Raw genomic sequence first — 14259 nt, 5'->3', positions numbered from 1 at the left:
GAAACAGGATTTCATGGCGAAAGTTGAAAGTTTAAATGGAAAAGTGGTCTGGATTACTGGCGCATCTTCAGGGATAGGCAAGGCGATTGCACAGCAATGTGCCGCACAGGGAGCGCAGGTGATATTGACTGCGCGCCGTCATGAAGAACTGGAAAATGTGCGCCAAAGCCTGATCAATCCGGATCAACATATTTCCATCACGGCTGATATCACCGATGAAAGTCAGGTTCGCCATGCCTATGAGCAGGTTGTGCAACAAAAAGGCCGGATTGACTGGCTGATCAATAATGCCGGACTCAGTCAGCGTGCCCTGATTGCAGAAACCACCATGCAGACTGAACGCGCCATTATGGAAGTCGATTATTTCTCGCAGGTATTTTTGACCAAAACCGTACTGCCAACTTTTCTGGCACAAAAATCCGGCCGTATTGTGTTTATTTCCAGTGTTGCAGGTTTGCTCGGTACACAATATCGCGCGTCTTATTCCGCAGCCAAAGCAGCAATTCATATGTGGGCCAACAGCCTGCGTGCTGAAGTGGCAGATCAGGGGATTGGCGTATCGGTGATTTTCCCCGGTTTTGTTAAAACCAATGTGTCCCTGAACGCTTTAAATGGTCAAGGGAAGCCGCAAGGGCATGCAGATGAAGCGATTGAAAATGGTCTGTCCGCAGAAGATTTTGCCCGTCAAACTGTACAAGCTTTGCAGAGTGGCGAAGAATATATCGTGATTGGCGGCAAGAAAGAAAAACTCGGGGTACTGGTGTCGCGTATTTCGCCAAAAGTCCTGTACAAGATGATTCGCAAAACCAAAGTGAAATAAATCATTCAGACTCATTAAAAGGGCAATGTTGCCCTTTTTTAATCGCTCTCAAAAAGAAAATTATGAACAAACCTACAATTTAATTTCTGGAGGAGCTGACGCAAAGCGTGCACAACCCATCACACAGATATGCAGAAAATTACCTTTTCACTCTGGTACTTAAGTCAAAAACCGCTATGTTAGTTAAAAATAATAGTGAATTGGAATACGCTCATTCGATGAAAACACCGGTGCCAGACTATCTCAAGCATGTTTTAACTTCCTGCCAAGACAATGATAAAGGGGCCTTGGCCGACTATATTCCTGAGCTGGCAGCAGTCGATCCAGAGAAGTTTGCTTTGGCACTCTCCACCGTAGATGGCACGATCTATTCCACCGGTGATGACGAGGTTGAGTTCACCATGCAGTCCATGTCCAAGCCTTTTGCTTATGCCTTGGCCTTGCAGAAAGTTGGCCTGACCAAGGTCATGGAAAAAGTGGGCGTGGAACCTTCGGGCGAGGCCTTTAACCAGATTTCACTGGAGAAAGACACCAATATTCCGAAAAATCCGATGATCAATTCGGGTGCTATTACTGCCCACTCCCTGATTCCCTATAAACGCACAGTATCCCGGGCGGAACAGTTGCGCCGTTTTTTAAGCGGTTTGGCTGGACGTGAACTGAGTTTTGATACCGATGTATATACCTCCGAACTGAAAACAGCGTTTCGTAACAGATCCTTGGGTTATATGCTGCGTACAGTAGGAGTATTGGAAGAAGATCCAGAAGCGATTGTCAATGGTTATATCAAGCAATGTTCAATCAAGGTGACGGTCAAAGACCTGGCGATGATTGCCGGGGTACTCGCCAACGGTGGGATTCAGCCGCAGACCGGTAAAAAATTATTGGATCGTTCTGTGGTGCGGCAAGTCCTGAGCGTGATGCTCACTTGCGGGATGTATGATGCTGCCGGTGACTGGCTGACCACGGTGGGCATTCCGGCAAAAAGTGGGGTCGCAGGCGGCATTATTGGCGTATTGCCTGGACAGGTGGGCATCGCCGTATTTTCTCCACGAATTGATGAACATGGGCATAGCGCGCGTGGGGTCGATATCTTTGAACGTATATCCTGGGAAATGGGGCTACATTTAATGGAAGGGACGCCGTCGGCACAAACCATTTTACAAAACCGTTATCTCACTGGAAAACGCGATCATGTGGTGGTGTATGAACTGCGTGGCGTATTGCAGTTTACTGAATCGGAAATGCTGCTGCGTATTTTGGAAGATGAACCGGAAGGCAAAAAACGAATTATACTGGATCTGACCAATTTGACCCTAATTCATAATGTCGGCGCCCGCATGTTATTTGAAGGCGTGGCGCGTTTGAAAAAGGATGGTCATCCTGTTGTGGTGGTTGACTCGGAAGGAATTTTGAGTGAAGCACAGATGAAGGGCAATAAAAGGGTCGTGGTCAAAGAAAACCTGAACAAGTATCTAGAAAAATTTCAATAGACGCTTTTTCTGCTGTCTTGCTTGAGCACCGGCTGTATACCCGGAAATAAAAAAAGCCCCGATGATTCGAGGCTTTTTTAATAAATGATTTATTTAATATGTGCTGCAATGTCGCTAAAGATCACACCTAAACCATGTGCACCGGCATCCGGATAGCCCAAGCTACGGTCACCGACCGTACCCGCACGCCCCATACGTGCCACAATCTCTTGGGTCGATTCTGCACCTTTTACCGCAGCCGCTGCACCCAAGACAAAGTTTTCTTTAAAAGTCTTGCCGGTATTGGCAGACCATGAATCTGCACATGGTACTAGGGCATCAATCAGGGTTTTATCCCCCACCACGGCACCACGACCAAATGAACGCTCACCGGTCACTTGAATGCCTTTGACTGCCGCCTGCAACATTTCAGCAAAGTCAGCGACAGTTAAACTGGTTTTATCTTGAATGGCCTTACTCGCGGCACGGAAGGCTGAACCCCAGATTGGACCTGATGCACCGCCACAGTGTTCCATAATGATCATTGAGCAGTTCAGCATGAATTCATCCATATGCTGCGCTTGAATCAGACTTTGCCATTCACGTTTCAGCTGTTTAAAGCCTTTGGCCACGCTCATGCCAAAGTCACCATCGCCGGCATGGGCATCTAGCTCGCAGAAAGGCACTTCATTTTTAATAATGCAAGCCGCCATGACATCGACGACATAACGCATATTCTCAATCGTGAATTGCTCATTGCTGATTATTGCATGTTCAGGTTGGGTTTCAACTTCGGTATTGGCGCTGCGTTCAGCTGCTGCATCTTTTGCTGCAAATTCAAAAGGTAGTGCAGGTGAACCATCCGTTTTAAATGCAGGGGTATTGGCTTCTGCATCTAAATAGGTTTTCAGTTCAGCATCCAGCGCAAGTAAAGATACCGATGCACCGTTCATGTCGATACTGGTCATGTAGTTACCGACAAAAGTACGATAAATTTTGATGCCTTTACGTGCCAAATGTTCGCAAACATCGTTGTTAAAGACATACAGCTCCTGCATTGGCGTTGAACCAAAACCATTGACCAATACCGCTATTTCAGTCAGGTCAGGACGGTCAAGAAACAGGTCATCGATAATACGTTGTGCCAGTTCTTTTGATGGCAATATTTTTTCACAACGAATCCCCGGTTCGCCGTGGATGCCCACGCCGTATTCCATTTCATCATTGGCAAGAGTAAAGGTTGGTGTGCCTTTGGCAGGAACGGTACATGAGCTATAAGCAAAACCAAGACTAATGACATTGTCCGCAGCTTTTTGAGCCACAGCTTTGACTTCCGCAAGCTCTAAACCTTTTGATGCAGCTGCACCGGCAATTTTATGCACCAATACTGTACCGGCAACACCACGACGACCGACAGTATATAAGCTGTCTTTGACTGCAATGTCATCTGCTACTTTGACGTAATCCACGTTAATGCCGTCATCTGTTGCAAGCGCTGCACCATTCTGGAAATTCATCATATCGCCAGAATAGTTTTTAATGATCATCAGCACGCCTTTGTCTGTTGCAACATGCTGCAATGCTTTGTAGACCTGAATTTGTGAAGGTGATGCAAATACGTCACCACAAACGGCTGCGTCTAACATACCTGCGCCGACAAAGCCTGCATGTGCCGGCTCGTGACCGCTGCCGCCACCACTGATCAGTGCGACATTATTATGTTTTGCTTTTCTTGAAATGATTTTGTGTGACTCGGTAAATGCGAGTTCTGGATGAGCGAGGACGAAGCCTTTGCACATTTCGACAACCAGGTTTTCAGGGTTGTTGATGAGTTTTTTCATTGGAACACCAAGAGTGATTGATTTGGGAGATAAATTTATTGCTCTATTATTATAGAAAGTAATGATTTTTGCAGAGTTAAAAATGTAAAAGCGGATAAATTTTAATGAATGAGTCAGAAAAATAACGTTTTTGATATGTATATTGTTTGATTTAATTTCTCTATTAAGAAGTAAAACCTATTACCTTTTACAAAGATGAACTGGAATTTGATTGTGCTATTAGATTAGTGAGCTTTCTTTGATATATCATTCAATTTATTAATTAAGATTTAGAGAAAATATTATCGTGGCTGAACTCATTCCTCCAAATATACAACACTTAAGATCTGCCAGTAGTGGGGAAAGGAAAGTTTACCAATTATTGGAACATATATTTCAAGATGAAAATGCTATTATCTGGTATGAACCGAAAGCATTAAATCGTTATACTGATTTTTTGGTGTGGTTGCCAAAGCATGGTTTATTAGTAGTTGAAGTCAAGGATTGGTCAAAAGAACGATTTGAAACACTAAATCCAGATACATTCACAGGACGTTTTTATAATAAAAATGACACTAAAATAGTGTCTGTTCAGAATCCTGAAATGCAAGTACGTAAGTGCATGCTAAATATTTTAAATCAATTCAAAAAGACTGCGATATTTTTACAAAAGAGAGGTCCCTATCAAGGAAATGTTAAGTTTCCGATCAGTAGTTGTGTGATTTATACTGAATTAAAACAAGAGGATGCTAAGGGGATTGGACTCAGCTTTCCAGCTATTAGCTCCGAGCATAAGACCATATACAAGGATGATTTACGTTTAGTTGCCGAAAATAAAACGTTTAAACAAAAATTAATTAAGGCTTTCCAAGATGTTGCATTTCCATTTGAACCTTTAACTCAGGCGGAAGAGAAATTTCTTCGGTATATGATTTTTCCGGAAATTCGTGTCAATGAGTTTAAACAAGATGAGCTATTTGCCTTAGAGCCACAAGAAATTAAAGCTTTAGATTTAACACAAGAATCAATTGCCAAAAATATTGGTGATGGGCATCGTATTTTAAAAGGTGTAGCAGGAAGTGGCAAAACTTTGGTTTTAGCATGCCGTGCCAAGTATCTAAAAACAATTTATCCTGACTATAAGATTTTAGTGGTTTGTTATAACAATTCTTTATGCAACCATTTAAAGCATATGTTCGGTGATGATTTTAATAAGAAAATTGAAGTTCTTAATTTTCATAGCCTTGTCAAGCAGCTAACTGGAGCGAATTTATCTATGCTGCTTCAGGAAAAGCAGTCCGAATATAATACCCGGGTGGGGCACATTTTACTGGATTACCTGGAAAAGAAGGATGTACTAGACGCTGAATTATATGACGCTATTCTGATTGATGAAGGACAAGACTTTGCGCAGGAATGGATTATTGGGCTATCTAAACTAGTGAAATCTGAGAGTAACAATATTTTGTTCTGTTATGACCCTGCACAAAATATTTTCAACCGCAAAAAGCCAAGCTGGCGCTCTGTTGGCTTGCAGGTTCAAGGTAAAAAACCAGTAGAACTATATAAATGTTATCGTAATACTAAAGAAATTTTAGATATTGCCAAAGCATTTTTGAATTCTAAACAACCGGATAGCTTACAAAATAATGACGAATACGATCGTATTTTAGATTCTGACACAGGCGAATGTAAAACAGGAGAATATCCAAGTATTTATCATAAAAATGATGTCCGTCACTTGGCCGATTTGATCGCTCGGAAAATTCGTCAATTGTTGCAATCAGAAACTGCACCAAGGGAGATTGCTGTATTACAGGCAAAATCAGCCGTATACGATATTTTTGTGAGTGAGTTGAAGTCAAAATTAAATACTTATATACCAAATGTTGAAGCAGAATTTATTTTTAGCAGCGTAGAGAAGAAGGCATTAGACTTAAATAAAAATTCAATTAAAATTATGAATGTGGAGTCATCCAAAGGTTTGGAGTTTCCACATGTTTTTTTCGTTGGGCTAGATTACATGCCACGACTCGGTGAAAATCGTGATTTAGATTCCGAGCGAAAACTTGCTTATGTGGGTATGACTCGTGCACAAAATAAACTATTTATCCTGGGATGTGAAAATAAAGGATTTCTTGCCGATGTTAAAAAGATCTATGAGCAAGCAACTAGTTTATTGGACGTCGAAGAAAGCTCGGTGGAAGTTAGTATTGAAAAATCTGAAGTAACCATTTCCCAAGAAGATATAGAAAATATCAATGATTCAATGATTGGGCAAAAGTGGACAGAAGATGAGGAAGTTCGTCTGATTGATGCATTTATGGATGAAAAGCTGTCTATTAAAGAAATTGCAAAACGACATTCACGTAAAGAGGGTGGTATTCGTTCGCGATTGAGAAAGTTAAGACTAATTGATTGAAAAATAAAAAATCCCCTCAATCGAGGGGATTTTTCTTCTCTAAACTAGATGACTCTTAAACAATCGAATCATCCAAATTCGGCGCTAACCAACGTTTCGCTTCATCCAGCGTCCAACCTTTACGCTTCGCATAATCTTCCAACTGGTCGCCAGAGATTTTACCCACGTTAAAGTATTCAGTTTCAGGATTTGCATAATAGAAACCGCTGACTGATGAAGGTGGCCACATTGCAAAACTAGAGGTTAAGTAAGTTCCAATCTTGTCAGTTGTACCTAACCAGTCAAAGAGTGGCGCTTTTTCAGAATGTTCAGGACACGCAGGGTAGCCCGGTGCAGGACGAATACCGACATACTTCTCTTTAATCAAATCTTCATTCGACAATTGTTCATCTGCTTGGTAGCCCCAGAATTCTTTACGGATACGCTGGTGCAAATGTTCAGCAAATGCTTCCGCAAAACGGTCACCTAAAGCCTGCGCCATAATTGCAGAATAATCATCGCCTTTGGCTTTGTATTCTTGCGACAGCTCTTCCGCACCAAAGATTGAAACTGTAAAACCACCCAAATAATCCTGAGCCACATCTTTCTGTGCAATAAAGTCCGCCAAAGAATAGTTGGCTTTGCCTGTCACTTTATCCGACTGCTGACGTAGATGTTCAAAAGTATGGGTCACATTGCCATTTTCATCTGCCACAGCAACAGTGTCGCTTGCCACACGGTTGGCAGGATAAATGCTGAAGGTGGCACGCGCATCGAAACGTTTATTCTCGATGATATCTTTCAGCATAATTTGTGCTTGTTCAAACAAGTCACGTGCTGCTTCGCCAACTACGTCATCTTCCAGGATTTTCGGGAATTTACCCGCCAGACTCCAAGAAATAAAGAACGGTGTCCAGTCAAAATATTCCACCAAGGTTTCAAGTGGATAATTGGTGAAAGTTTCCGAACCAATGAAGTTTGGTTTTACTGGAGTGTGTGCACCAAAATCAATTTTAAAGCCATTTTCAATTGATTTTGCATAAGACAATTTGGCGGCTTTCGGCTGCTTATTGGCTAAACGTGTACGGATTTTTTCATAATCCGCCGCATAGTCCGTTGCCAGTTTTGGTTTCATCTCGGCAGAAAGCAATTGTGTTGCCACACCCACGGCACGTGAAGCATCAGCTGTGTAGTACACACCATCATTTTGATATTGCGGTGAAATCTTTACAGCGGTGTGGGCTTTAGAGGTGGTTGCACCACCAATCATCAATGGAATATTAAAGCCTTTACGCTGCATTTCTTTGGCAACAAAGACCATTTCGTCCAGAGACGGTGTAATCAAACCAGACAAACCGATAATATCGACTTTTTCATCAATTGCGGTTTGCAGGATTTTCTCGCACGGCACCATCACGCCCAGATCCACGATGTCATAACCGTTACAGCCCAGCACCACGCCGACAATGTTCTTACCGATGTCGTGTACGTCACCTTTTACCGTCGCGAGCAGGATTTTACCTTTGGCTTCAGCTTGGGTTTTCTCAGCTTCAATAAACGGATTCAGCCAAGCCACTGCCTGCTTCATCACACGCGCAGATTTTACCACCTGCGGCAAGAACATTTTACCGGCACCAAACAGGTCGCCAACCACGTTCATACCTGCCATCAATGGGCCTTCAATCACATCCAGTGGACGGGTTGATTTTAAACGGGCTTCTTCAGTGTCTTGGTCAATATACGTCGTAATGCCTTTGACCAGTGCATATTCAAGACGTTTTTCAACAGATTCATTACGCCATTCCAGGTTTTCTTCGGCTTTTTGCGTACCACTTTGACCACGATATTTTTCAGCGACAGCCAGCAGCCGTTCTGTTGCATCCTGACCACTTTCGCCTTGATTCTGGTTTTGAACCACATCTTCAACGGCAGCTTTTAATTCTTTATCAATGTCATCATAAATCGCCATTTGACCGGCATTCACAATCCCCATGGTCATGCCTTTTTGAATGGCATGGTACAAGAACACTGAGTGAATCGCTTCACGTACTGGCTCATTACCACGGAATGAGAACGAGACGTTAGAGACACCACCTGAAATCATGGCATGGGGTAGATTTTCTTTAATCCAGCCAGTCGCTTCAATGAAATCAACCGCATAGTTATTATGTTCTACAATCCCTGTCGCAATCGCAAACACGTTCGGGTCAAAGATAATATCTTCAGCAGGGAAGCCCACTTCATTGACCAGCACATCATAAGAGCGCTTACAGATCTCTTTTTTACGTGCTGCTGTATCGGCCTGACCATCTTCATCAAATGCCATCACAATCACTGCTGCACCGTACTGACGGCACAGGCGGGCACGTTCGACAAATTCGTCATAACCTTCTTTTAAGGAAATCGAGTTCACCACGGCTTTACCTTGCACGCATTTCAAACCTGCTTCGATAATCTCCCATTTAGAAGAATCGAGCATGATCGGCACACGTGAAATATCCGGCTCAGACGCAATCAGATTCAGGAAGTGCACCATGGCACCTTGTGAATCCAGCATGCCTTCATCCATGTTGATATCGATAATTTGTGCACCGGCTTCAACCTGCTGACGGGCAACATCGAGTGCTTCGGCGAAGTTTTCTTCACGAATCAGACGCAGGAATTTTTTCGAACCGGTGACGTTGGTACGCTCGCCGACGTTCACAAACAATGAATCCTGGGTGATGTTAAATGGTTCTAAACCGCTTAAACGACAGGCAGGCGCAATCTCAGGAATTTGACGCGGGCTAATGCCTTCCACTGCTTGTGCAATTGCGCGGATGTGATCCGGTGTGGTACCACAGCAACCACCGGTAATATTGATCAGACCGCTTTCCGCAAATTCTTTAATGAAAGCTGCAGTTTCTTCCGGTGTTTCATCATATCCACCGAAGGCATTTGGCAAGCCAGCGTTAGGATGTGCTGAAACAAAAGTATCCGCTACATCCGACACGGTTTTGACGTGTGGACGCATCGCATCTGCACCAAGCGCACAGTTAAAACCAATCGAGATCGGTTCTGCATGACGCATCGAGTTCCAGAACGCTTCTGCGGTTTGACCGGTTAAGGTACGGCCAGATGCATCGGTAATGGTGCCTGAGATCATGATTGGCAGTTCATAGCCCAATTCTTTAAAGACTTCTTTCACCGCAAAGATCGCAGCTTTGGCATTTAAAGTATCGAATACAGTTTCAATCAGGATGATGTCGACACCACCTTCAATCAGCGCTTTGGTTGATTCAATATAATCCACTTTTAAGGCATCAAAAGTGATGTTGCGGAAGGCTGGATCGTTAACGTTTGGAGAAATAGACGTGGTACGTGATGTCGGACCAATCACACCTGCCACAAAACGTGGTTTTTCTGGGGTTGAATATTTGGCACAGGCTTCTTTGGCCAGACGCGCCGCTTCACGGTTAATCTCGGGAACCAGATCTTGCATATGATAGTCAGACATCGAAACCCGCGTACCGTTAAAGGTATTGGTTTCAATAATGTCGGCGCCAGCTTCCAAGTAAGCTTCATGAATACCTTGAATGATTTGTGGTTGTGTCAAAACGAGCAGGTCGTTATTGCCTTTCAGATCATAAGCCCAATCAGCAAAACGCTCGCCACGGTAATCGGCTTCTTCCAGTTTATGGCGCTGGATCATGGTACCCATCGCACCATCGATAATTAAAATTTTCTTGGCAAGAAGTTCTTTTAAGGTGGCAAGTGTCGACATTCAAACTTTCTCAGTAGAAATCAAAAAACATCGGCCATATTAGCAGAATTAATGCTTGAATTCTGCGCCTCCTTTCTCAGAATGATGGATATACATGATATGAAAATTTGATAAGTCAGTTAGAACAAGACAGGTTTTTGTTATCCGGTCTATGCCGTATTCAGCTTTAAAATGGGATCTCGCTAAAACTGGCAAAAATATATTTGAAAAATTAAGCTGATGCTTTTATTCATGAAATTGTCATATTTATTGACTATGCTCTGTACATAGAAATTATGGTCATCTTAAGCGTAGATGGAATTTCAAAGCTTTAAGCGCAAAAACAGGACACGTTTTTGAGTTCTGAAAAGCTGGAATTTTATCTTAAGTTGATGATTTATTGAATCAAACAGCAGTGTTTTACTCGGGATTAAACAGGACGAACAGCAGCAAGAAAATCTAAATTATTGCTTCATATGACAGCAGTTTGTCATATAATTGTCACAATTTAACTGAACAATAGGGGAATTCTTGAATCCTCTATTCCTGCTTGCATGAATCCTAATCAAACTCCCATAGATTCAGCACACGAGTCGGCTTCGCACAAGTCGACCAATGTTCACGTGCCGACACCAAAATTCTTTATGCCAGTTTTTCTAACTGTCATTATCTCTACTCTTATTTATATCGGTTTTCAATTGTCTGCCGATTTAGCGCATGTTCCTGCACTGGGTTTGTATTCAATTATTCTCCTGGCGACGGCATTGTTTATTGCGCTGGGCTTTGAATTCGTCAATGGCTTCCACGATACTGCCAATGCGGTTGCCACGGTCATTTATACCAATGCACTTTCTGCGCCTGTCGCTGTAATGTGGGCCGGTTTCTGTAACTTCCTTGGGGTTATGGTGGCCAGTGGTGCGGTGGCTTACGGTATTATTGCACTGTTACCTGTTGAGCTGATCATGAATGTCGGCTCCGGAGCAGGTTTTGCCATGGTGTTTGCCATGCTGATCGCTGCGATTGTCTGGAACCTGGGAACATGGTTTCTTGGTATTCCTGCATCCAGCTCACATACCCTGATCGGTTCGATTCTGGGTGTGGGTATCATGAACTACATTCTGCACGCGAGTAGCGGTGCATCGGGTATAGACATGGAGCAGGTGATGAAAGTCGGTAAGGCGCTGTTATTTTCGCCTTTAATCGGTTTTGCATTTGCCGCTGTGCTGTTCTTGCTGGTGAAAAAAATCTTCAAGAAACAGGTGGAGCTGTTCCAGCCACCTGAAGGTAATAAACCGCCACCCCCTTTAATTCGTGCCATTTTGATCTTTACCTGTACCGGTGTCAGCTTTGCGCACGGTTCAAATGATGGTCAAAAAGGCATGGGGCTGATCATGTTGATTTTGATTGGCTGTGTACCAATGGCGTACTCACTCAACAAAAACCTAGATCAACAGCATATCCAGACTTTTGGGCAATTGTCTGCGCAAACGGCCAATGCGATTTATCCAGACCATGCGGATATTGAAGATGAAAAAGCGCGTCAGATCATCACGACTTATATCCAAACCAAAGAAATCACCCCTGAAGTGGTGCCTGCATTGGCGAGCCTCACAGATCATTTAGGTGAAAAAGTCGGTAGCTATAGCAGCATTAGGGAAGTGCCTGAAGCACAGGTTTCAGAATTCCGGAATGACATGTACCTAAGTACCACGGCTTTCAAGCGTTTGGACAAAGCAGAAGCTTTACCTGCAATGACGGCTGAACAGGACAAAACGGTAGATCAATACCGTGACAGTCTGGATTCATTCTTGCAATACATCCCGACCTGGGTGAAAGTGGCCGTTGCTCTGGCGCTGGGTCTGGGTACTATGGTTGGCTGGAAGCGTATTGTGGTGACAGTCGGTGAGCGTATTGGTAAGCAGCATATGACTTATGGTCAGGGGATGTCTGCTGAACTTGTGGCGATGTCGACCATTGCGGCTGCGGATGGTTTTGGGATGCCGGTATCGACCACTCATGTATTGAACTCTGCGGTTGCAGGTACCATGGTGGCGAATAAGTCAGGTCTGAACTTCCAGATGGTGAAAACCATTCTGTCTGCCTGGGTTTTCACTTTACCCGCCACAATTTGTTTATCAGGTACTTTGTACTGGTTGTTACTTAAAGTTTTCTAATGTTATTAGATAAGTAAAAAACGCTGCTTTTGCAGCGTTTTTTTATGAAGTTTTTTGAAATCCTCTCCCTTGGAGAGGGTTGGAGTGAGGGGGAGAATTTTGAATAAAAATAATATTGACTCTAGAAGAAGGGTAGAGTGAAGGAAATAAATTACTTCTTAAGCTTACTTAATAATCCCTTGGGTAACTTCTCTGTCGCAAAACCATATAGGGCAGCAAAAGGTAATGCAGTTCGCGCCAGATAAGCCACTCGCCACAAGCCACCATGATTGGCGCCATGCATCATCAATTCCAGTGGATGATTCAGCTTCATTTCAGGATTGGCTACAGAGGTGGCATTACGCAGATCATGAATCCACAGGGCTGCCATCAATGCATTTGTGGTTTCAGGTGCAAAAGCTTCGACATCAAACAGACTGGCACCGTTAAACGCGGCTTTTAATAGCGGATTCTTGGTGACTGAATACGTGGTTGTAGATGGAGCGATATTGATGCTGACACGTTGACCCTGAGCGCGAGCTAAAGTAGCACGCCATTGTTGAATGCGTTTGGCTAGTGCATAGTTTGGACCTTGTTCTACCACCAGACAGTCACAAATCCCATAAGACTGGTCACCAGATTGAATCAGCTCATGCGCATTTTTCTGAAAAAAGTGTTTGCGGCTTACAGTCGATACACCTTTGGAAATCAGTGTCTGTGCTTTCGAGCGCTCCGCATATTTCACTTTTGATGCTTCAATCACTTCACTTGGAACCGCATAGACATCGGTCGGGGTACACATATACATCAGGCTGGTATTGGCTTTTTGTTCGCTGACATATTTCATGATGGCATCCATCGCCATCGAAACACGGACATGCTTCTCGCCATCCAGATAGGCAATTGCGGCCAGATCCAGATCCGGCTCAAACTGTAATAGCCATTTAGCAATCTCGGGAATCTGAGTCAAAAGATTGGCACCGAGTTTTTCTTTTAGAACATCGTCAGGCGTATCTTCTGCAAGTGCTTCAGTACAGGGCGCATACAGCGTGGCATTGCCTTGGCTGATGGTATCGACAATCTTGCCCCATACCCGGGTGTTTGGCAGGTCAATCGCTACAATATTGGCTTTCCATTTTGCCAGCCAGGTCAAAGGGCCAGCTTCAGATGCAGCACCAAACAGCACCATGGTTCGATCTGACAAATCAAACCATTCTGGGTGCGCCACACATTCACGCAGGGCATTGGCATGGCTGCTTTCCATAATACCTTGGTTTTCCCAACGTTCAATCTGCTTCACTAAGGCATCGCCTTGCAGCTTCTGGCCGTGGTAGGGCACATACCATTCTGGTGCAGCCTGACTGCTTCCCGTCAATTTAAAGCTATGTAGTTGATCGGCGGGCAAGGTGAGGGCATCTTTCAGTAAATGCTTCTGGCCATCACGGTAAAATTCAAAAGTCTGATGGGCCTTTTCCAATCCATCTTCGGCAATTTTCAGGCTGGCTTCAGGCGAGCTTAGCCCTTGCTCGACCAGTTGCTTAAAATGCACGGTATATTGTTTGCGCCAGTTTTTTTCTGATTGTGCCTGTGCAGCACTGTGCTGATTCACATTGGCCAAAGCTGCTGCGATGATCGCGCGTCCTGTTTTTGAGCTACTTGGTTTTTGTTGATTGGACTGAAGCGGAAATTGAAGACCGTCTGGTGTAGTGGACATGCAAAATATCTCGTAAATGACAGTAATTAATATACAGATGTATACATTATCGCTGCAAAATTCACTCCAAGATTGGCAATAAGTGACATCATGACTTTTTAATATATTACGAGATGTTTCAAATAAATAAGAGAGCC

General features: G+C 43.7%; 7 protein-coding genes. 4 read left to right on the top strand and 3 right to left on the bottom strand.

The genetic code is table 11. The annotated features are described in order from the left end of the window. Positions 1-13: 13 nt before the first annotated feature. Together CWI32_RS01000 and CWI32_RS00995 are read left to right on the top strand one after the other, a co-directional pair. The gene (locus CWI32_RS01000) at positions 14-820 is read left to right on the top strand and encodes an SDR family oxidoreductase (protein ID WP_100357269.1); all 807 of its coding nucleotides are present in this window, start codon (positions 14-16) and stop codon (positions 818-820) included. A 218-nt stretch (positions 821-1038) separates the two neighbouring features. After that, complete coding sequence (locus tag CWI32_RS00995; RefSeq protein ID WP_100534429.1) at positions 1039-2313, top strand: glutaminase; 1275 nt, start codon at positions 1039-1041, stop codon at positions 2311-2313. 89 nt (positions 2314-2402) lie between these two features. Here the strand turns inward: CWI32_RS00995 and dhaK are convergent, their stop codons facing one another. Beyond that, on the bottom strand, positions 2403-4133 hold the full coding sequence (gene dhaK / locus CWI32_RS00990) for a dihydroxyacetone kinase subunit DhaK (protein WP_100534428.1): 1731 nt from the start codon (positions 4131-4133) through the stop codon (positions 2403-2405). Between the two features lie 286 nt (positions 4134-4419). Between dhaK and CWI32_RS00985 the strand changes: the two genes are divergently transcribed. Further along, a complete protein-coding gene (locus CWI32_RS00985; RefSeq protein WP_100534427.1) occupies positions 4420-6534 on the top strand; it encodes a 3'-5' exonuclease in 2115 nt (704 codons plus the stop codon). 55 nt (positions 6535-6589) lie between these two features. Here CWI32_RS00985 and metH read toward each other — a convergent pair whose 3' ends face one another. Further along, positions 6590-10276 (bottom strand): methionine synthase, encoded by a 3687-nt coding sequence (metH, locus tag CWI32_RS00980; RefSeq protein WP_100357265.1) that lies wholly within the window; start codon positions 10274-10276, stop codon positions 6590-6592. A 533-nt stretch (positions 10277-10809) separates the two neighbouring features. On the opposite strand from metH, the gene CWI32_RS00975 reads away from it, so the two are divergent. Then, positions 10810-12429 (top strand): inorganic phosphate transporter, encoded by a 1620-nt coding sequence (locus CWI32_RS00975; RefSeq protein ID WP_005096235.1) that lies wholly within the window; start codon positions 10810-10812, stop codon positions 12427-12429. Between the two features lie 151 nt (positions 12430-12580). Here CWI32_RS00975 and CWI32_RS00970 read toward each other — a convergent pair whose 3' ends face one another. Continuing rightward, positions 12581-14122: a hypothetical protein gene (locus CWI32_RS00970; RefSeq protein WP_100534426.1), complete on the bottom strand. Its 1542-nt coding sequence runs from the start codon at positions 14120-14122 to the stop codon at positions 12581-12583. Positions 14123-14259 lie beyond the last annotated feature (137 nt).

Origin of the sequence: Acinetobacter pseudolwoffii, assembly GCF_002803605.1 — a bacterium.
GTDB classification, from domain to species: domain Bacteria; phylum Pseudomonadota; class Gammaproteobacteria; order Pseudomonadales; family Moraxellaceae; genus Acinetobacter; species Acinetobacter pseudolwoffii.
The sequence above is the reverse complement of the archived record's forward strand: the minus strand, read 5'-3'. Positions and strand labels throughout refer to the sequence as shown.

What these genes read in the sequence shown, in the direction of transcription:
- CWI32_RS01000 (WP_100357269.1), top strand. Translation starts at nt 14, where the DNA reads ATGGCGAAAGTTGAAAGTTTAAATGGAAAAGTGGTCTGGATTACTGGC.
- CWI32_RS00970 (WP_100534426.1), bottom strand. Translation starts at nt 14,122, where the DNA reads ATGTCCACTACACCAGACGGTCTTCAATTTCCGCTTCAGTCCAATCAA.
- CWI32_RS00995 (WP_100534429.1), top strand. Translation starts at nt 1,039, where the DNA reads ATGAAAACACCGGTGCCAGACTATCTCAAGCATGTTTTAACTTCCTGC.
- CWI32_RS00975 (WP_005096235.1), top strand. Translation starts at nt 10,810, where the DNA reads ATGAATCCTAATCAAACTCCCATAGATTCAGCACACGAGTCGGCTTCG.
- dhaK (WP_100534428.1), bottom strand. Translation starts at nt 4,133, where the DNA reads ATGAAAAAACTCATCAACAACCCTGAAAACCTGGTTGTCGAAATGTGC.
- metH (WP_100357265.1), bottom strand. Translation starts at nt 10,276, where the DNA reads ATGTCGACACTTGCCACCTTAAAAGAACTTCTTGCCAAGAAAATTTTA.